Consider the following 19,425-nt stretch of genomic DNA (forward strand, 5'->3'; position numbering starts at 1 on the left):
TGACTAGTCGTTTTGGGGCGCGCTCGGGGTTGGCTCGGCCTGGTCATGGAAGGCCGCGCAGTTCTTGCCCGCATGCTTGGCCCGGTACAGCGCCTGGTCGGCCAGCTCCAGGGCGGTTTCAATCTGTGCGCTGTCCAGTGGCCAGAGCGCGCCGCCAATGCTGCAGCCGATCTGCATCAGTTGGCCGTTGAGGGTGAGCGGTGCCTGCAGGGCAGCCAGGGTGCGTTGGGCAATCAGTCGGGTCTGGGCCTTGGCATCGCTGCCGGGCACCTGCAGGAGCATCAGGAATTCGTCGCCGCCCAGGCGGGCCACCAAGTCGCCCTCGCGCAGGCAGTCGCGCAAGCGGATGGCAACCTCGCGCAGGAGCTGATCGCCGGTCGCGTGGCCAAACTGGTCGTTGATAGGCTTGAAACCATCCAGGTCCAAATAGAGCAGTGCCAGGCAGCTATGGTTGGCTCGGCAGCGTTGCTGGGCGCGGGGCAGGTAGTTTTCCAGGGCGACCCGGTTCGGCAGACCGGTCAAGCGGTCATGGTGGGCCAGGGTTTCCATGGCACCCAGGGCGTTCTGCTGGTGGGTCAGGCTTTCCACCAGATGGCGAATCGAGTGGCTGAGCAGTTTGATTTCACGGGTGCCTTGCAGGTCTGGTATCTCGCTGATCTCGCCGGCGCTGAGGCGGTCCGCCGCTTGCGCGATCTGGCTCAGCGGGCGGGTGAAATAGCCTGCGAGCAGCCAGCCGAGGAATGCGAATAGCAGCGCCAGGCCACTGCCCCAGAGCAGGATGTGGTAAGTCAGCTCGCGGGCGGGGGCGTAGGCTTCATCCAGCGACTGGCGTGCAATCACGGTCCAGCCCAGGCCGGGATAGTCCTTGTAGCCCTGGCTGGTGGCCAGGCCGGTGAGGTAATGCTTGCCGTCCGGCCACTCCTGCACAGCCCAGTCGCCCTGATTGTTGAGCAGCGCATTCAGGGCGGGCAGGTGTAGGCGCTGGCCGATCATCTCCTTGGGGGCCAAAAGCACCGTGCGGTCTGCGCCTATGACGAAAAACTCGACATTGCGCCGCTGCTGGATCGGCTCGAGGATCGATAGGCGCACCTCGTCGGCCCAGCCCCAGGACAGGTGCGATGCCAGCACGCCGACCAAGTCGCCCGCCGGGCCATGAACCGGCAGGCTGATATCGACGAATTTCATCGCCTCGCCGCTCGGGTTGGGCAGCAGCTTGGCGAGCAGCACGGCTTCGTGCACATCGCCGATAAACAGGCCCTGCTTGCCCTCCAGATAAACCGGGCGCTGGGCAATGCTGACGCCTTCGAGGATGCCGTTGCTCGATGCCTGGACCTTGCCCGCGGCGTCGGTGAAGCCAATCCAGGCAATGCTGGGGAACTCCACCTGCAGACGGTCGAGCAGGCGACGCACTTCGCCGAGGTCGTTGGCCGCGCTGAGGGCGCGCAGCTGACCGAGTACCTGGAGCATGCCGGCGCGGCTCTGCATATCGCGATCCAGGCGGTCGACCATCATAACGGACACTTCGGCCAGGTCGCGGCCGACTTCCTCGCGGATACGCTGGCTGGAATCCTGGCCAATCAGGGTGCCGAGCATCCAGCTCAGGGCCGAAACCAGCAAGGCGATCAGGATGGCGAAACGGCTGCGCAGACTGTGCGATGAACGCATGGGCACCAGGTTCCTATGAGCGGGTGGGCATTGTAGCGAGATGTCCAATTATAGGGGCGCGCCGGTCCCTGTCCGTGTGACGTACGGCGATTACGGGCTGCCAGGGGGGCTCGACTGAGGTATACTCGCCGGCTTTTCCGAAAGTTTGACCTGCGAGTGCCGCCAGCCATGGAAATCAACCCGATCCTGAACAGCATCAAGGACCTGTCCGAGCGCACCCTGACTATTCGGGGGTATCTTTGACTACGATCACAAACATGATCGGCTGGTCGAAGTAAACCGCGAGCTCGAAGACCCGAACGTCTGGAACAACCCCGAATACGCCCAGAATCTGGGGCGTGAGCGTGCCTCCCTGGCGCTGATCGTCGACACCCTCGACGACCTCAATAGCAGCCTGGCCGATTCCCGCGACCTGCTGCAGATGGCCGCCGAAGAAGAAGACCAGGGGGCCGTCGACGATGTCGCGGCCGAGGTCGAGCGCCTGCGCGATATCCTCGAGAAGATGGAATTCCGCCGCATGTTCAGCGGCGAGATGGACGCCAACAACGCCTACCTGGATATCCAGGCCGGCTCCGGCGGCACCGAAGCCCAGGACTGGGCCAATATGCTGCTGCGCATGTACCTGCGCTGGGCCGACAAGCGCGGCTTCGATGCCACCATCATGGAGCTGTCCGCCGGCGAAGTCGCCGGGATCAAGGGCGCGACCCTGCATATCAAGGGCGAGTACGCCTTTGGCTGGCTGCGCACCGAGATCGGCGTGCACCGCCTGGTGCGCAAGAGCCCGTTCGACTCCGGCAACCGTCGCCACACCTCGTTTACCGCGGTGTTCGTCTCGCCGGAAATCGACGACAACATCGAGATCGAGATCAACCCGGCCGATCTGCGCATCGACACCTATCGTTCATCAGGTGCCGGTGGTCAGCACGTCAACACCACCGACTCGGCGGTGCGGATTACCCACGTGCCGACCAACACCGTGGTCAGCTGCCAGAACGAGCGCTCCCAGCACGCCAACAAGGACACCGCCATGAAAATGCTGCGGGCCAGGTTGTACGAGCAGGAAGTGCAGAAGCGCAACGCCGCCTCGCAAGCGCTGGAAGACACCAAGTCGGATATCGGCTGGGGGCACCAGATCCGCTCCTATGTGCTCGACCAGTCGCGGATCAAGGATCTGCGCACCAGTGTCGAACGTAGCGATTGCGTCAACGTGCTCGACGGCGATATCGACGAGTACCTGGTGGCCAGCCTGAAGCAGGGGCTGTAAGACATTTCACTCCCTCTCCCGCCGGGCAGAGGGAACGAATCAGTGACGGAACTTGATGACCATGAGCGACCAACAACTCGACCACCACGAACTGCTGCAGGAAGAAAACAAGCTGATTGCCCTGCGCAAGGAAAAGCTTGCCGCCGCGCGTGAGCAGGGCAACGCCTTCCCCAACGATTTCCGTCGCGACAGCTACTGCGCGGATTTGCAGAAACAGTACGCCGACAAGACCAAGGAAGAGCTGGCCGAAGCCGCCATCCCGGTCAAGGTCGCCGGTCGCATCATGCTCAACCGCGGCTCCTTTATGGTCATCCAGGACATGAGCGGGCGCATCCAGGTCTACGTCAACCGCAAGACCCTGGCGGAAGAAAAACTCGCCGAGATCAAGCACTGGGACATGGGCGACATCATCGCCGCCGTCGGTACCCTGGCCCGTTCCGGCAAGGGCGACCTGTACGTGGAAATGACCGAGGTACGCCTGCTGACCAAGTCGCTGCGTCCGCTGCCGGACAAGCACCACGGCCTGACCGACACCGAACAGCGCTACCGCCAGCGCTACGTCGACCTGATGGTCAACGAGGAGGTGCGCGAGACCTTCCGCGTGCGCTCCCAGGTGATCGCCCATATCCGCAGCTTCCTGATGCAGCGCGACTTCCTCGAAGTGGAAACACCGATGTTGCAGACCATCCCCGGCGGCGCGGCGGCCAAGCCGTTCGAGACCCACCACAACGCTCTGGACATGCAGATGTTCCTGCGTATCGCCCCGGAGCTGTACCTCAAGCGCCTGGTGGTTGGCGGCTTCGAGAAGGTCTTCGAGATCAACCGCAACTTCCGTAACGAAGGCGTCTCGACCCGGCACAACCCCGAGTTCACCATGCTCGAGTTCTACCAGGCCTACGCCGACTACGAAGACAACATGGACCTCACCGAGGAGCTGTTCCGCGAGCTGGCCCTGCTGGTACTGGGCACGACCGACGTGCCCTACGGCGACAAGGTGTTCCACTTCGGCGAGCCCTTCGTGCGTCTGTCGGTGTTCGACTCGATCCTCAAGTACAACCCCGAGCTGACCGCCGCCGACCTGACCGATATAGACCGGGCCCGCGAAATTGCCAAGAAGGCCGGGGCCAAGGTGCTCGGCTTCGAAGGCCTGGGCAAGCTGCAGGTGATGATTTTCGAAGAGCTGGTCGAGCACAAGCTGGAGCAGCCGCACTTCATCACCCGCTATCCGTTCGAAGTCTCGCCGCTGGCCCGTCGCAGCGACGACGATCAAAGCGTCACCGACCGCTTCGAGCTGTTTATCGGTGGCCGTGAAATCGCCAACGCCTACTCCGAGCTGAACGATGCGGAAGACCAGGCCGAGCGCTTTATGGCCCAGGTGGCCGACAAGGACGCCGGCGACGATGAGGCCATGCACTACGACGCCGACTTCGTTCGCGCCCTGGAATACGGCATGCCGCCGACTGCCGGCGAAGGCATCGGCATCGACCGCCTGGTGATGCTGCTGACCAATGCCCCGTCGATCCGCGACGTGATCCTCTTCCCGCACATGCGCCCGCAGGCCTGACCGCCTTGAAGCCGCCTACGGGCGGCTTTTTATTGCTCGCAATAGGATTGTTTTTGGCTGTTAACGGACTAAAGAGTGAAGAGCCCCTTCACGTGCCAGAGAGGAATGCCCAGTCGTGATGCCCAATACTGCCCAGGAAAGCGCCACCCATGTGGCCAACGCCGTCGCCGAAAGTGTTCAGTATCAGGGGCGCAAGGCCAGCCGCCAGGGCAGCGAGCAGCGACGCCAGGCGATTCTCGACGCGGCCATGCGCCTTATCGTGCGCGAGGGCGTGCGCGCCGTGCGCCACCGGGCGGTGGCGGCCGAGGCAGCGGTGCCGCTGTCGGCCACCACCTATTACTTCAAGGATATCGATGACCTGATCACCGATACCTTCGCCCAGTTCGTCGAGCGTAGCGCCGCCCATATGGCGCACTTCTGGAACAGCACCCAGGGCCTGTTGCAGCAACAGGTCAGCCAGCTCGATGGCAGCGTCGAGGCGCGGCGGCGGCTGGCGAACGAGATCGCCCGGCTGGCAGTGGAGTATGTGCGCAACCAGTTGCTCAACCGCCGCGAGCATCTGCTGGCCGAGCAGGCCTTTCAGCAGGAAGCCCTGCTCAACCCGCGCCTGCACGAGCTGGTGCGGGCCCATCGGCAGATTCTGCAGCAGGGGGTCACGCACTTTTTTCAGGTGCTGGGTTCGCAGCAGCCAGAGCAGGATGCCACGCTATTGACGGCGATTATTGTGCGCATGGAGTATCAGGGCCTGCTCGATGGTGTAGAACATCTGGACAGCGAGGATATGTTGGCCATTCTTAAACGTTATATGCATCTGGTGCTGGGGCTCTGAGCCCCGCGCTTGCGCATCCACAAGGAGAGTTTGATGAAGGCTTGGCACCTGTTGTTTGCCCTGTCTTTCCTGTTGCTGAGTGGCTGTCTGGTCACCTTCAAAGACCCGATCCCGGCCAACGAGGCGGCCCCCATTCCCTTGCTGGGCGAGTGGGCGCGCAAGAACGAATGGGGCGAGCAGCTGTACCTGCAGATCAGTCGTGCCGGCTCCAACCTGTACAAGGCGCAGTCTTATGTGGGCAGTCCGGATAACTTCGACAGCCTGGAAGAATACGGCTTTACCGTGGCTCACCATGGTCGCCGCTGGTACCTGTCGGCGGGCTTGCCGAAAAGCCTGGGGGCGAACTTCGCCATCGCCGGTTTCGAGCTGACCAGCGACGGCGAGTTGGTGCTCTACAACCTGGACGTCGACCGCATCATGCAGGAGCTGGAAGCCGGCACCCTGGAGGGCGAGGTGTTCGACAGCGGTCAGGGCGATGGCGTGCTGGTCACCAGTCCGCTGAGCCTGGTGTTCGCCTACCTCGACGACCAGGCCAATACCGACGTGTTTATCGAAGTCGCGCGCTATCAGCGCGTAGGTGATTGAGAGGATTGACGGGTGGTGTTTCGGCGACCCGCTGGACGGATATGGGGCAAGCATGAATAGCCAGGCAGGGTTGGACGACTACCAGTTGATCGTACGGGCATTGTCCGAGCGGATTGTCGAGGCGCAGACGCCGATCCGCGTGCTGGATGCGGTGAAGTGGGACGACAGCGTGCGCGCCGAGTTTCTCAAGCACAAGGGCCGGCAGCTGCCGGCAGTCGACCGCGGCTATTACCAGAACCGCCCGCTGGCCTTCGATGCAGCGGCCAAGAAGCTGGAATTCCAGAATATCGAGCGCGACGTCACCCGCCAGCTCGGCCAGTTCAATCCGGTCGGGCAGATCATGCGGCGCATGTGCCGCGAATATCGCATGGTTATCCGCATGCTCGAGGCCCGCGGTACCGAGGACTTCGGCCTGATCTCCCAGGAGCTCTACGGCGCGGCCTCGGATGCTTTCCACGCCGGTGACCCGACCCTGGCCGATCTGGGCCTGATGTTCTCCGACTTTCTCAATAACATCGACAAGCGCGGCGATCTCAAGGACGAGCCCAAGAATCTGAATGCCAAGGAAGCCGTGGACATGCTGCAACGGCGGCTGAACAAGGTGTTCGGCGAGGAAGAGAGCACCATCCGGGTGTTCGAATCCGACGGTATCCTCGCCGATGCCGCCGCCGGTGCCGACTACATCAAAATCCGCAGCGACGCCACCTTCAACGAGCGCGACGTCAAGGCCCTGGAAGTCCACGAAGGCCTGGTGCATGTGGCCACCACCCTCAACGGCCTCAATCAGCCGGTCTGCACCTTTCTGTCAAAGGGCCCGCCATCCTCCACCGTGACCCAGGAAGGCCTGGCGATCCTGATGGAGGTGATCGCCTTCGCCTCCTACCCGACCCGCCTGCGCAAACTGACCAACCGCACCCGCGCCATTCATATGGCCGAGGAGGGCGCGGATTTCCTCCAGGTGTTCGACTTCTACCGCGAACAGGGTTTTAGTCAGGAAGACAGTTACAGCAACGCCAATCGGGTGTTCCGCGGTTCGACCCCCAACGGCATGCCTTTCACCAAGGATCTGTCCTACCTGAAGGGTTTTATCATGGTCTACAACTACATCCAGCTGGCCGTGCGCAAGGGCAAGCTGGAGCAGATTCCCCTGCTGTTCTGTGGCAAGACCACCCTGGAAGACATGCGCACCCTGCGCCAGCTGGTGGACGAGGGCCTGGTGACGCCGCCCAAATTCCTGCCGCCGCAATTCAGCGACCTCAACTCGCTGTCGGCCTGGATGTGCTTCTCCAACTTCCTCAATCATTTGAGTCTGGACCGGATCGAAGCCGACTACGCCAATATCCTCTAGGAGCTACTGCGCTCGGTCATGCGGCGTTGCGCACGACCTGACCTTCGCTCGTGACGTTCCTAGCCCTTCAATAGGTGAACCGTAGCCCGGATGCAATCCGGGGCGATTTTCCCGCATTGCCAGGAGCTTCCCATGCCTAGCCATCAACTCGACTACGAAATCCTCGGTGCTTCGGCGCAGAGCGTGGAGATCATCCTCGACCCGGGCGAGACGGTGATCGCCGAGGCCGGGACGATGAACTACATGACCGACGGCGTGCGTTTCGAAACGCGCATGGGCGATGGCTCGGCCACGGGCGTGCTGGGCAAGCTGTGGAGCATGGGCAAGCGCATGCTGACCGGCGAATCGCTGTTTATGACGCACTTCTCCAATGCCGGCAAAAGCCAGGCGCGGGTGGCGTTCGCCGCGCCTTATCCGGGCACCGTGGTGCCGATCCGGTTGGCCGAGCACGGCGGCAGCCTGATCTGCCAGAAGGACGCCTTTCTCTGCGCCGCCCATGGCACTGCGGTCGGTATTAGTTTCAACAAGCGTCTGGGGGCCGGCTTCTTTGGCGGCGAGGGCTTTATCCTGCAGAAGCTCGAGGGCGACGGCCTGGTCTTCGTGCATGCCGGCGGCACGGTGATTCGCAAGGAGCTGCGCAACGAAACCCTGCGTCTGGACACTGGCTGTCTGGTGGCCTTTACCCAGGGCATTGACTACGACATCGGTCTGGCCGGCGGCCTGAAGAGCATGCTGTTCGGCGGCGAGGGGATTTTCCTGGCGACGCTCAAGGGCAGCGGCACGGTCTGGGTGCAGAGCCTGCCGTTTTCGCGCCTGGCCGAACGTGTCTACGAGGCCACCTTCAAGGCTCGGGAGGAAGTGCGCGCCGGTGGCAAGGAGTAGCAGGCCTTTGCAAGCCGCCGAGCTTTGTATCAAGCTGCGCGGCCTGCGGTTGTCGGTGTCGCCCCCTGTAGCGGGCGAGCGGCGCGGTGCCAGCCGACGTTTTCAATCCTGAGAGTCTGTAATGAGCGAACTGAATCCCATCCCCCTGATCCTTACCGCCATTGCCAGCGTCTGCGCCACTGTGGCGACGCTCGGCTACTACGGCTACCTGCATATCGCCGAGCCGGAAGACGCGCTGTTGCTGTCCGAGTTCACCATGCTCAAGACCATTCCCGGCGAGGACTACAAGGTGTCGTTGAAGCCGGCCAGCCAGGTGGCGCAGTGCGTCGATGGCGTACTGGTGCTGTTCGATCTGCAGCAGAAGGGGCTGAGCGGCGTGCTGATCGACCAGCGCAAGCAGGCCGTGCGCTGCACCGGCGAACAGGCTGCCGCAGCCAGTCAGTAATCCGCAGCCGCTGAGTGCGTCAGGCTAGCTGCGATTGCCACGATCCCGCAGGGCGGGTGCCCCCTGTAAGAGTCCGAGCGCCCTTTAGTGGCTGCTGCTGTCCGGCTGGTCGTTGAGCTCGTGCAGGTATTTGCGCGCCAGGGCGAGAAAGCGCGGGGTCGGGCCGATGTCTTCGTAGAGCGGGTCGCCTTGCTCGTCGGTGGCCACCACCTGGCTGCCCTGCACATAAGGCATGCTAGCTTCCAGTTCCTCCAGGGCTGCGCCTATCAGTTCGCCCAGCAGCTCCTGCGGGCCGCGTTTGGGGTACATCTCGCACAGGGCGGCAATGCGCGCCGCCGACTCCAGATCGAGATGGATATGGTAGGTCGTCGGCGTCAGACGGCCCGTGGCCTGTTCTTCCCAGGTACTCACTAGTTCGCGAATCTTCATGCTGGATAGTCCTTGGCCCCTGTGTGCAAGGCCGCTAGGGGCGATCGATGGTTCGTCCGGGTGCTCTCAAGCAAAGCCTAGACCGCGGTTAAGCCTTCATGCAGTTGGAGTCGCGCCCTTGTAAGAAGTTGCCGCGCTGGGCACTCTTGGGTTCCCGGGATCAGTGAGGCAGCAGTCATGGCAGAAATCGACGCGCGTTTGCGTGAAGAGGTGCATCAGCTCGGCGAGCTATTGGGGGAGACCATCCGCAGCCAGCGCGGTGCCGCCTTTCTCGACAAGATCGAGCGCATCCGCAAGGGGGCCAAGGGTGCACGGCGTGGCTCGGCGGCCGGGGCCGAACAGCTCAGTGCGACCCTCAATCAGCTCGACGATGACGAATTGCTGCCGGTGGCGCGCGCCTTCAACCAGTTTCTCAACCTGGCCAATATCGCCGAGCAGTATCACCGGGTGCGCCGTCGCGGGCCCGACGAGGCGGAACCCTTCGAGGCCAGCGTGCTGGCCGGTCTGCTGCAGCGCCTGCTGGCCAATGGTCAGGGCGGCGAGGCCCTGGCCCGGCAGTTCGGTCGCCTGGATATCGAACTGGTGCTGACCGCCCACCCCACCGAAGTGGCGCGGCGTACCCTGATCCAGAAATACGACGCCATCGCCGAAGAACTGGCGGCCGGCGATCACAGCGATCTGTCGCTGGCCGAGCGCGAGGCGGTCAGGCAGCGCCTGCACCGACTGATCGCCGAGGCCTGGCATACCGAGGAAATCCGCCGCAGCCGGCCCAGCCCGGTAGACGAGGCCAAATGGGGCTTTGCGGTGATCGAGCATTCGCTCTGGCATGCCCTGCCGAACGTGATGCGCAAGGCCGACCAGGCCCTGCATGCGGCTACCGGCTTCCATTTGCCGCTGGATGCCGCGCCGATCCGCTTCGCCTCCTGGATGGGCGGCGACCGTGACGGCAACCCCAATGTCACCGCCGCGGTGACCCGCGAAGTGTTGCTGCTGGCGCGCTGGATGGCTGCCGATCTGTACCTGCGCGATATCGACCAACTGGCCGCCTCGCTGTCCATGCAGCAGGCCAGTCCCGAGCTGCTGGCGCGGGTTGGGGCCAGCGCCGAGCCCTACCGCAGTCTGCTCAAACAGTTGCGCGAGCGTCTGCGTGCCACCCGTAGCTGGGCTCAGGCGGCCCTGGCCGAGCGCCTGGAGGCTCCGGCGGCGGTCTTGCAGGACAACCGCGAGCTGCTCGAGCCCCTGACCCTCTGCTACCAGTCGCTGCACGCCTGCGGCATGGGCGTGATCGCCGACGGCCCGCTGCTCGACTGCCTGCGCCGCGCCGCCACCTTCGGCCTGTTCCTGCTGCGCCTGGATGTGCGCCAGGACGCCAGCCGGCATGCCGCGGCCATGAGCGAAATCACCGAGTACCTGGGCCTGGGGCGTTATGCCGAATGGGACGAAGAGGCCCGGGTGGCCTTTCTCCTGGCCGAGCTGGAAAACCGCCGGCCGCTGCTGCCCGGGCATTTCAAGCCCAGCGGCGAAACCGAAGAGGTGCTGGCCACCTGCCGCGAAGTGGCCAACGCCCCGGCGGCGTCACTGGGTTCCTACGTGATCTCCATGGCCGGCGCGGCGTCCGATGTGCTGGCTGTGCAGCTGCTGCTCAAGGAGGCTGGCTTGCAGCGGCCGATCCGCGTGGTACCGCTGTTCGAGACCCTCGCCGATCTGGATAACGCCGGCCCGGTGATCAGCCGCCTGCTCGGCCTGCATGGTTACCGCGCGCGCCTGCACGGCCCGCAGGAGGTGATGATCGGCTACTCCGACTCGGCCAAGGACGCCGGCACCACCGCCGCGGCCTGGGCCCAGTACCGCGCCCAGGAAACCCTGGTCCAGGTGTGCCGCGATAACCAGGTCGAGCTGCTGCTGTTCCACGGTCGCGGCGGTACGGTCGGTCGCGGCGGCGGCCCGGCCCATGCGGCGATCCTCTCGCAGCCGCCGGGTTCGGTGGCGGGGCGCTTCCGCACCACCGAGCAGGGCGAGATGATCCGCTTCAAGTTCGGCCTGCCGGATATTGCCGAGCAGAACCTCAATCTCTACCTGGCCGCCGTGCTGGAAGCCACCCTGTTGCCGCCGCCCAGCCCGGAGCCGGGCTGGCGCGACTTGATGGACAAGCTGGCCGCCGATGGCGTCAGCGCCTACCGCGGCGTGGTGCGCGAGCACCCGCAGTTCGTCGAGTATTTTCGCCAGGCCACCCCGGAACAGGAACTCGGCCGCCTGCCCCTGGGCAGTCGCCCGGCCAAGCGCCGCGCGGGCGGGGTGGAGAGCCTGCGCGCGATTCCCTGGATCTTCGCCTGGACCCAGACCCGGCTGATGTTGCCAGCCTGGCTGGGCTGGGAATACGCCCTGGGCAATGCCCTGAAACGCGGCGAAGGCGAGTTGCTGGCGCAGATGCGTGAGCACTGGCCGTTCTTCCGCACCCGTATCGATATGCTGGAAATGGTCCTGGCCAAGGCCGATGAGGCCATCGCCCGGCTCTATGACGAGCGCCTGGTCGAGCCGCAATTGCAGCCCCTGGGCGAACATTTACGCGGCTTATTGTCGCAGGCGGTGGCCGCAGTGCTGGGGTTGACCGGGCAGTCGCAGTTGCTCGGACACAGCCCCGAGACCCTGGCATCGATCAGTGTGCGCAATACCTACCTGGACCCCCTGCATCTGCTTCAGGCCGAGCTGCTGGCCCGCGCCAGGCAGCGCGAGAACCAGGCCGACAGCCCTCTGGAACAGGCCCTGCTGGTCAGTGTGGCGGGCATTGCCGCGGGTTTGCGCAACACCGGTTGAGGGTCGAGGACGTGGCCCCCTGGCCTGCTGCCGAATGCGCGCAGGCCTTGGGTCAAGGCGTGATCCGACGCTGCCTTGGTCGTAGTTCTATCCGACTTTCGGTGGCTTGTGCGCTGGGGGTGCGCTGTGTATCTTGATCGGCCTTTGGCAATCTGGCCGCCCCCTGCGGGACCACTTGCCTGAACCATTCTGAGATTGGCCCCACGAGGCGAGTCCGACGATTTTTATTTGAATCTTGAGGAGCACATCAATGCGCGTGATTTTGCTGGGGGCGCCAGGTGCCGGTAAGGGTACCCAAGCTGGTTTCATCACCAAGAAATTTGGTATTCCGCAAATCTCCACCGGCGACATGCTGCGTGCTGCCGTCAAGGCTGGCACCGAGCTCGGTTTGCTCGCCAAGAGCGTGATGGACAGCGGCGGTCTGGTCTCCGATGACCTGATCATCAACCTGGTCAAGGAGCGCATCAGCCAGGCCGATTGCGCCAATGGCTTCCTCTTCGATGGCTTCCCGCGCACCATTCCCCAGGCCGAAGCCCTCAAGCAGGCTGGCGTGAAGATCGATCACGTGGTGGAAATCGCCGTCGACGACGAGGAAATCGTCGGTCGTATCGCCGGTCGCCGTGTGCATCCGGCTTCGGGTCGGGTCTACCACACCGAGCACAATCCACCGCAAGTCGCCGGCATTGACGACGAAACCGGTGAAGAGCTGATCCAGCGCGAAGACGACAAGGAAGAAACCGTGCGTCACCGCCTGTCGGTCTACCACTCGCAGACCAAGCCGCTGGTGGACTTCTACCAGAAGCTCGCCGCCGCCGACGGCACGCCGAAGTACAGCGCCATCGCCGGCGTCGGTTCGGTGGACGAAATCACCGCCAAGGTACTCGCCGCGCTCAGCTAAGCAGCTGCCGGCAGTCAGCCAACGGCTCGCTTTTGCGGGCCGTTGGCGTTTCTGCGGTTGGCGCGCTGGACTCGCTGAGCGTCGTTCACAGAACAGTAACCTTGCTCGCCTAGACTAGCATCGGTTCTGGTCTATACCACGGTGAGAGGGTCGTAGACTTTATGCCTTAACCCATACTAAGGAAGAGAGCGCATTCAATGACCGAGAAAAGAGCAAAGAGTGCCATCTGGTTGGGCCTTGCGTTAGTGCTGGTGGGGAGTCCTGCGGCCTTCGCCGATACCCAGGCGAAGCCCAAGACGGACTGCACTGTTGCCGAGTTCACCATGGGCCTGCGTTTCCAGCAACAGTCGGCGGAAGTTCAGGCCCTGCAGCTGCAGGCCTATAACATCGCGACGCTGAAGCTGGATGCGGCAGTGGCCGCCGCGAAAGATCCGTCCAAGCTGGCCATCGTGACCGATCTGGATGAAACCGTCATCGATAACAGCGCCCTGTTGGCGCGGGATCTGGCCAACTGTCACACCTATGACGCCTGGGACACCTGGCTGCCCTGGGAACGCGACGGCACCCCGGCACTGATTCCCGGTGCGAAGAAATTCCTTGAGCACGCCGACAGCCTGGGTGTGACCATTCGCTATATCTCGGACCGTGCCGACGAGCAGAAGCCCCACACCCTGGCCACCCTGAGCAAGCTGGGGCTGCCGCAGATCTCCGAAGACAGTGTGTTGCTGCTGGGCCCACCCAAGGTCGAGCGGCGCGCCATCGTCAGCGACGATCATCAGATCGTGCTGTTGCTGGGCGATACGCTGCACGACTTCGATGGGCGTTTCCGCAAGACGCCGCTGGTCGATCAGCGCGCCACCGTGGCCGCCGAAGCGGACAAATGGGGGGCCGAGTGGATCGTCTTTCCCAATGCGGGCTATGGCACCTGGTCCAAGGCACCCCTGAAAGCCTGGGAAGCCGAGACCGTGATCGAGGCCTGGTAAGCCGCTGTTGGCTGAGTGCGCACCGGGTCTGTTCGGGCCCGGTGCCCGCCAGCTGCCCGGCGGGCCCGTGAGCGTGCCAGTGATTGCGCTGGAAAAAAAAGCCTCAAGCCGTTCTAATGCCGGTCCATTTCGTCACCTGTCCGAATGCAATGACCACTCTCCTGGCCCTGGATACTGCCACCGAAGCCTGCTCCGTTGCCTTGCTGCATAACGGCCAGGTGCTCAGCCATTATGAAGTGATCCCGCGTCTGCATGCCCAGCGCCTGCTGCCGATGATCAAGCAGCTGCTGGCCGATGCCGGGGTGCCGCTGTCGGCGCTCGACGCCATTGCCTTTGGTCGCGGCCCCGGGGCCTTTACCGGCGTACGCATCGCCATCGGCGTGGTCCAGGGCCTGGCTTTTGCCCTCGAGCGCCCGGTGCTGCCGGTGTCCAACCTGGCGGTGCTGGCCCAGCGCAGCCTGCGCGAGCACGGCGCGCAGCAGGTGGCGGCGGCCATCGATGCCCGCATGGACGAAATCTACTGGGGTTGCTACCGCGCCGAGCAGGGCGAGATGCGCCTGCAGGGGCTCGAAGCGGTGTTGCCGCCGGAGCAGGCCAGCCTGCCCCGCGACGCCAGTGGCGAGTGGTTCGGTGCGGGCACCGGCTGGGGCACCTTCGGCGCGCGGATTCCGCTGGCGGTGACGGGCCAGGACGCGGCCATGCTGCCCCATGCCGAAGACCTGCTGAGCCTGGCGCATTTCGCCTGGCAGCGCGGCGAAGCGGTGGACGCCGACCAGGCCCAGCCGGTATACCTGCGCGACAAGGTCGCCACGCCCAAGGCACCGGCCTGAGCCCGTTTGCCCGCCCGGCCTCGGCACCTTCCGTCGCACCTAGGAGCCTGCCGGCAGTGGTTGATTGCCAAGCGCTGCCAGCAAGGCTAAATTGCCGTAACCTGTATCCATCGTTGGCTGAACAGCCGAGCAGTAACTGATGCGAATCGACGGTTTTACCCCCTCATACTTGCCAGATCGCAGTGCCCGCGCGGGCGCTGCGGTTACCCCGTATCGCGAAGCCCAGCGCGAGATCGAGGCGCGTCGCGAGCAGCCGGCTTCGCCCGCCAGCAGCCAGGGCCTGGAGCAGACGCCCCAGGTGCGCAAGGTCGATGGCGGCAATGCCAGCAGCGACAGCCTGCCGGCGCGCCTGCAGGATCAGCGCTATCAACCTGCCTTGAACAACCGTGCGGCCCAGGCCCTGGCCAGCTACAACGCCACCGCCAGCTTCGCCGTCGATGCGGATGCCCAGCAGGTCATGGGTCTCGACCTCTACGCCTGACTCTTTCGTTGGCCTGTGTCCCTCTCCCCGAAAGGGTGAGGGGCCTGATCAGACAGAACTGAATCCGATGCTTCCCTATTACCTTGGCTGCCCGTCATGGAGCGAGCCGGCCTGGCGCGGTTCGCTGTATCCCCAGCGCTGCCATCCGGCAGATTTCCTGGCGCGCTACGGCCGGGTGTTCAATGCCGTGGAAGGCAATACCACCTTCTATGCACCGCCTTCTGTCGAGACCGTGGCGCGCTGGGCCGAGCGCATGCCGGCGCATCTGCGCTTCTGCGCGAAACTGCCGCGGGAAGTCAGCCATGGCGGCGACCTGCGCGAGCGGCTGGGCGCGGCCGAGGACTTTCGTCGGCTGCTGGCCCCGCTGGGGCAGCGGGTTGCGCCGTACTGGCTGCAGTTGCCGGCCAGTTTCGGCCCGGCGCGTCTGCCTGAGCTGGCTGGGTTTATCGAACCCTGGGCGGCTGGCGAGCTGGCCGTCGAGGTGCGCCATCCGGCGTTCTTCGCCAGGGGCGATGAAGAGCGGGCGCTCAACCGTCTGCTGCATGAGCGGGGCATCGAACGTATCTGTCTGGATTCGCGGGCCTTGTTCAGTTGCCTGTCCAGCGCGCCGGCGGTGCTCCACGCACAGGCCAAGAAACCACGCCTGCCGCTGCGGCCGACGGCCTTTAGCCAGTCACCGCAACTGCGCTTTATCGGTCATCCCGAGCTGACGGCCAATGATTCCTTTATGCAGCCCTGGCTGGACAAGGTGGCGGGCTGGGTCGAAGAGGGCCGCACGCCTTACGTCTTCCTGCATACCTCGGATAACCGCCTGGCTCCGCAGCTGGCCGAGCGTTTTCATCGGCAGTTGATGCTCAGGCTGCCGGGGTTGGTGGCGCTGCCCGAGTTGCACAGCGAGGCCGAGGTCGAGCAGCTGGGCCTGCTCTGATAGGCTGCGCGGCATGACCTTGTTTCGCGCCTTGCTTATCCTTTGTGTCGTGCTCGCCGGCCTGTTGCTGGCGGTTTGGCGTGGCCTGCTGGATGTGCCGCCGCGCTGGAACCCCTGGGCGCTGCTGGATATCCGCGAGACGCCCAATCTGCTTACCGGCTTCAAGCTCTGGCGGCTGCAGGACAACCCCGCGCTGTGCCGGCAAGCCCTGAGCACCTCGCCCATGCGCTACACCCTGCAGCGCGATGGCAATCCCGAGGCCGACTGTCCGCTGGAAAATGCCCTGCGGGTGCAGGCCTCCGGCGTGCAGTTCAGCAGCAGTTTTCTGGCCAGTTGTCCGCTGGCGGCGGCCTTTGCCCTGTTCGAGCGGCACGGCTTGCAGCCCGCGGCTCAGGCCGCGTTCGGCCAGCCGGTGGTGCAGGTCGAGCATGTCGGCAGCTTTGCCTGTCGCAGCATCGCCGGTGGCCAGCGGCGCAGCCAGCATGCCTCGGCCAATGCGCTGGATATCGTCGGTTTTCGCCTGGCAGATGGCCGGCGCATCAGCGTGCTGCACGACTGGCCCAAGCAGGGCGAGAATGCGCAGTTCCTGCGCCAGGTCCAGCAGGCGGCGTGCAACAGCTTCAACACCACCCTGGGGCCGGAGTACAACGCCGCTCACCGCGATCACTTCCATGTGGATATGGGCCTGTGGCGGATGTGCCGTTAACCGCTTGCGTGGCAGGCCGTCGGCGAACGCGCTGCGGCGGGATGCTGGCGGGTCTGGCAAAATGCCGCCCACGCGGGTTAGCGCTTGCCCTGGCGGCCCATTGAGTGATTTTTGAGCAGATTTTCTGATGAGTGATAAGCGGCTAACAGCCCGAATTCGTATGCAGGCCCTGACCCCTCATCTGCAGGTCGCGGCCGAAACCTGGGCCGCGCGCCTGGATCTGCCGCTGGACGGCGACAGCGAGTTTGCCCTGCAACTGGGCGAGGGCGGTCTGCAGCTGGTCGAGCTGGGCCCCCAGGCACCCGGGCCGGTCAGGGTGGACTTTGTCGAGGGGGCGGTGGCCCATCGCCGGCTGTTTGGCGGCGGCAGCGGGCAGATGATCGCCAAGGCGGTCGGGGTGCAGGCCGGGGTGCGTCCGCGGGTGCTGGATGCCACCGCCGGCCTGGGTCGCGATGCCTTCGTGCTGGCCAGCCTGGGTTGCAGCATGACCCTGATCGAGCGTCAGCCGCTGATCGCCGCCTTGCTCGAGGATGGCCTGGCCCGCGCCGCGCTGGACCGCGATGTCGCGCCGATTGCCGCGCAGATGCGCCTGCTGACGGGCAATGCCATCGAGCTGATGCGCGCCTGGCAGGGCGAGCCGCCCCAGGTGATCTACCTCGACCCGATGTTCCCCCATCGCGACAAGAGCGCCCTGGTGAAGAAGGAGATGCGCCTGTTCCGGCCCTTTGTCGGCGATGACCTGGACGCGCCGGCCCTGCTCGAAGCGGCGCTGAACCTGGCCAGCCATCGGGTGGTGGTCAAGCGTCCGCGCAAGGCCCCGCTGATCGACGGAGCCAAGCCGGGCTATGCCCTGGAGGGCAAGTCCAGCCGTTACGACATCTATCCGAAGAAGAAACTGTCGTAAGCCGCAGCCGGCATGGCCCGCCGGCAGTTTGTCTTGCTCAAGCCCGATAGGCGCGCAGAAACACCCCCACCGCATCGCGCACATGCTGTTCGGCGGCCTCGCCCTGCTGGGCTTCGCCGCAGCCGATCAGCAGGCGGAAGTTGGCTCCGCCCTTGATCAGGCAGAAGAACTGATCCGCCGCGCTCAGCGGGTCGGGTATGCGCAGCTTGCCGGCCTGATCGGCCTGGCGCAGCAGCTCTTCCAAACCATGCAGCACTCGTTGCGGTCCGGCGTCGTAGAACATCTTTGACAGCTTCGAGTCCTGCGCGGCCAGGCTGACCATCAGGCGGTGCAGCGCCACCGATTCGCAGCTGTTGATCAGGACATGGAAGCCGCGGCCGATATTTAGCAGCACCTGCTCGATCGGCGCGTCTTCGCTCAGCTCGAACAGCAGTTCCGGCAGCTGCTCCTCGCACTTGGACTGCACCGCGGCGGCGAACAGGGTCTCCTTGTCGGTGAAGTGGCTGTACACGGTGAGCTTGGATACCCCGGCTTCGGCGGCAATCGCGTCCATGCTGCTGCCGTCGTAGCCCTTGTTCAGGAACAGGGCTTTCGCCGCTTCGAGAATGGCTTGGCGCTTGGCCAGGTCTTTGGGGCGGCCGGGGCCGCTGGGTGGTAACACTTTGTTTGGCATTGGTCGTTTTTAATACTGGACTAGTGAGTTTGCTATTTTTACTATACCCGTCAGTTTAAATATTCCATAGCCTCCTGAAAGGTTAGCCATCATGTTCCGCCAAGCCCTGTCTGTCGCCTTGCCTGCCAGTTTAATTGCATTGCTCGCCGCCTGCGGCAATGGCGAGCCGGTTGAGGTCGCCGTGCGCCCGGCCATGGTGGTGCAGCCGCAGCTATCGGGCGATCTGATGGACGCCTACCCCGGTGAGGTGCGCGCGCGCCTGGAGCCGGAGCTGGCCTTTCGCATCGGCGGCAAGGTGAGCAAGCGCCTGGTCGAGGTGGGCGCGCGGGTGAAGAAGGACCAGCCCCTGGCCGAGCTCGACCCCCAGGACGTGCGCCTGCAGCTTGAGGCCATGCGCGCCCAGGTCGCCGCCGCCGAAGCCAATCTGCAGCTGGTGCGCGCCGAGCGTGACCGTTACAAGACCCTGCTGGGGCGCAACCTGGTCAGCCGTTCGCAGTACGACAATGCCGAGAACACCTATCGCGCAGGCAGCGCGCGGCTGAAGCAGGTCAAGGCCGAATTCAACGTGGCCAACAACCAGGCCGGTTACGCGGTGCTGCGCGCCTCCGAGGATGGCGTGGTGGCGCGGCGCATGGTCGAAGTGGGGCAGGTGGTGGCGGCCGGACAGACGGTCTTTACCCTGGCCGCCGACGGCGAGCGCGAAGTGCTGATCAGTCTGCCGGAGCAGGCCTTCGAGCGCTTCAAGGTCGGCCAGGACGTGGCCGTCGAGCTGTGGTCGCAGCCGGATCAGCGTTTCTCCGGGCGCATTCGCGAGATGTCGCCGTCGGCCGACCCGCAGTCGCGTACCTTTGCTGCCCGGGTGGCCTTCACCGAAGGCAAGGTGCCGGCCGAACTGGGCCAGAGCGCCCGGGTGTTTATCGCCCATAACGGCGAAGTGCCGCTGGCGGTGCCGCTGTCGGCGCTGACCGCCGAGAAGGGCCAGCCCTATGTCTGGGTGGTCGACCCCAAGACCTCCACCCTCAAGCGCACCAACGTGCAGATCGGCCCCTATGGCGAGAAAACCGTGCCGGTGCTCGAAGGCCTGCAGGCCAGCGACTGGGTGGTGGCCGCCGGCGTGCAGGTGCTGCGCGAGGGCCAGCAGGTGCGCCCGGTCAATCGGGATAATCGCACCGTTCAGCTGCTGGCCGAGGAGTAATC

Annotated in this window: 19 protein-coding genes; 16 read left to right on the forward strand and 3 right to left on the reverse strand. The window is 64.6% G+C overall.

All coding sequences use genetic code 11. The features are described from left to right. Window positions 1-3: 3 nt before the first annotated feature. On the reverse strand, window positions 4-1,665 hold the full coding sequence (locus AACY13_RS05170) for a GGDEF domain-containing protein (RefSeq protein ID WP_339459759.1): 1,662 nt from the start codon (window positions 1,663-1,665) through the stop codon (window positions 4-6). Window positions 1,666-1,833: 168 nt separating this feature from the next. Between AACY13_RS05170 and prfB the strand changes: the two genes are divergently transcribed. The 7 genes from prfB to AACY13_RS05205 all read left to right on the forward strand — a co-directional run bounded on the left by prfB (window position 1,834) and on the right by AACY13_RS05205 (window position 8,582). Then, window positions 1,834-2,929 (forward strand): peptide chain release factor 2 gene (gene prfB, locus AACY13_RS05175; RefSeq protein WP_339459761.1). Its coding sequence is split into 2 segments (ribosomal slippage): window positions 1,834-1,905 and window positions 1,907-2,929, totalling 1,095 coding nucleotides; the frame shifts between segments, so codons are not numbered across the junction. Window positions 2,930-2,990: 61 nt separating this feature from the next. Next, window positions 2,991-4,493: a lysine--tRNA ligase gene (gene lysS, locus AACY13_RS05180; RefSeq protein WP_339459762.1), complete on the forward strand. Its 1,503-nt coding sequence runs from the start codon at window positions 2,991-2,993 to the stop codon at window positions 4,491-4,493. Window positions 4,494-4,611: 118 nt separating this feature from the next. Continuing rightward, window positions 4,612-5,322, forward strand: a complete 711-nt coding sequence (locus AACY13_RS05185; protein ID WP_339460024.1) for a TetR/AcrR family transcriptional regulator — start codon at window positions 4,612-4,614, stop codon at window positions 5,320-5,322. 33 nt (window positions 5,323-5,355) lie between these two features. Beyond that, window positions 5,356-5,907 carry a hypothetical protein gene (locus AACY13_RS05190; protein WP_339459764.1) on the forward strand — a complete coding sequence of 184 codons (552 nt, stop codon included), beginning with the start codon at window positions 5,356-5,358 and terminating at the stop codon, window positions 5,905-5,907. A gap of 52 nt (window positions 5,908-5,959) precedes the next feature. Next, window positions 5,960-7,255, forward strand: coding sequence for a flavohemoglobin expression-modulating QEGLA motif protein (locus AACY13_RS05195; protein WP_339459766.1), 1,296 nt, complete (start codon window positions 5,960-5,962; stop codon window positions 7,253-7,255). 132 nt (window positions 7,256-7,387) lie between these two features. Beyond that, the gene (locus tag AACY13_RS05200) at window positions 7,388-8,137 is read left to right on the forward strand and encodes a TIGR00266 family protein (RefSeq protein WP_339459767.1); all 750 of its coding nucleotides are present in this window, start codon (window positions 7,388-7,390) and stop codon (window positions 8,135-8,137) included. Window positions 8,138-8,258: 121 nt separating this feature from the next. Further along, the gene (locus AACY13_RS05205) at window positions 8,259-8,582 is read left to right on the forward strand and encodes a hypothetical protein (protein WP_339459768.1); all 324 of its coding nucleotides are present in this window, start codon (window positions 8,259-8,261) and stop codon (window positions 8,580-8,582) included. 84 nt (window positions 8,583-8,666) lie between these two features. Here AACY13_RS05205 and AACY13_RS05210 read toward each other — a convergent pair whose 3' ends face one another. Next, complete coding sequence (locus AACY13_RS05210; RefSeq protein ID WP_339459770.1) at window positions 8,667-9,011, reverse strand: pilin assembly protein; 345 nt, start codon at window positions 9,009-9,011, stop codon at window positions 8,667-8,669. A gap of 177 nt (window positions 9,012-9,188) precedes the next feature. On the opposite strand from AACY13_RS05210, the gene ppc reads away from it, so the two are divergent. The 8 genes from ppc (at window position 9,189) to AACY13_RS05250 (ending at window position 17,555) form a co-directional block, all read left to right on the forward strand. Next, a complete protein-coding gene (ppc, locus tag AACY13_RS05215; RefSeq protein WP_339459771.1) occupies window positions 9,189-11,825 on the forward strand; it encodes a phosphoenolpyruvate carboxylase in 2,637 nt (878 codons plus the stop codon). Between the two features lie 250 nt (window positions 11,826-12,075). Next, a complete protein-coding gene (gene adk / locus AACY13_RS05220) occupies window positions 12,076-12,723 on the forward strand; it encodes an adenylate kinase (RefSeq protein WP_339459773.1) in 648 nt (215 codons plus the stop codon). 197 nt (window positions 12,724-12,920) lie between these two features. Further along, on the forward strand, window positions 12,921-13,706 hold the full coding sequence (locus AACY13_RS05225) for a 5'-nucleotidase, lipoprotein e(P4) family (protein WP_339459775.1): 786 nt from the start codon (window positions 12,921-12,923) through the stop codon (window positions 13,704-13,706). 149 nt (window positions 13,707-13,855) lie between these two features. Next, entirely contained in the window at window positions 13,856-14,536 is a 681-nt protein-coding gene (tsaB, locus tag AACY13_RS05230) for a tRNA (adenosine(37)-N6)-threonylcarbamoyltransferase complex dimerization subunit type 1 TsaB (RefSeq protein ID WP_339459776.1), read from the forward strand. A gap of 139 nt (window positions 14,537-14,675) precedes the next feature. Further along, complete coding sequence (locus tag AACY13_RS05235; RefSeq protein WP_339459777.1) at window positions 14,676-15,017, forward strand: hypothetical protein; 342 nt, start codon at window positions 14,676-14,678, stop codon at window positions 15,015-15,017. A gap of 67 nt (window positions 15,018-15,084) precedes the next feature. Next, the gene (locus tag AACY13_RS05240) at window positions 15,085-15,945 is read left to right on the forward strand and encodes a DUF72 domain-containing protein (RefSeq protein ID WP_339459778.1); all 861 of its coding nucleotides are present in this window, start codon (window positions 15,085-15,087) and stop codon (window positions 15,943-15,945) included. A gap of 13 nt (window positions 15,946-15,958) precedes the next feature. Then, window positions 15,959-16,651, forward strand: coding sequence for an extensin-like domain-containing protein (locus AACY13_RS05245; protein ID WP_339459780.1), 693 nt, complete (start codon window positions 15,959-15,961; stop codon window positions 16,649-16,651). A gap of 127 nt (window positions 16,652-16,778) precedes the next feature. Continuing rightward, window positions 16,779-17,555, forward strand: a complete 777-nt coding sequence (locus AACY13_RS05250; protein ID WP_339459782.1) for a class I SAM-dependent methyltransferase — start codon at window positions 16,779-16,781, stop codon at window positions 17,553-17,555. Window positions 17,556-17,592: 37 nt separating this feature from the next. Here AACY13_RS05250 and AACY13_RS05255 read toward each other — a convergent pair whose 3' ends face one another. Next, complete coding sequence (locus AACY13_RS05255; RefSeq protein ID WP_339459783.1) at window positions 17,593-18,228, reverse strand: TetR/AcrR family transcriptional regulator; 636 nt, start codon at window positions 18,226-18,228, stop codon at window positions 17,593-17,595. A 91-nt stretch (window positions 18,229-18,319) separates the two neighbouring features. Between AACY13_RS05255 and AACY13_RS05260 the strand changes: the two genes are divergently transcribed. Then, window positions 18,320-19,423 (forward strand): efflux RND transporter periplasmic adaptor subunit, encoded by a 1,104-nt coding sequence (locus AACY13_RS05260; RefSeq protein ID WP_339459785.1) that lies wholly within the window; start codon window positions 18,320-18,322, stop codon window positions 19,421-19,423. Window positions 19,424-19,425: the final 2 nt, after the last annotated feature.

It is taken from the genome of Pseudomonas sp. EA_105y_Pfl2_R69, from assembly GCF_963970915.1.
Classification (GTDB): Bacteria; Pseudomonadota; Gammaproteobacteria; order Pseudomonadales; family Pseudomonadaceae; genus Aquipseudomonas.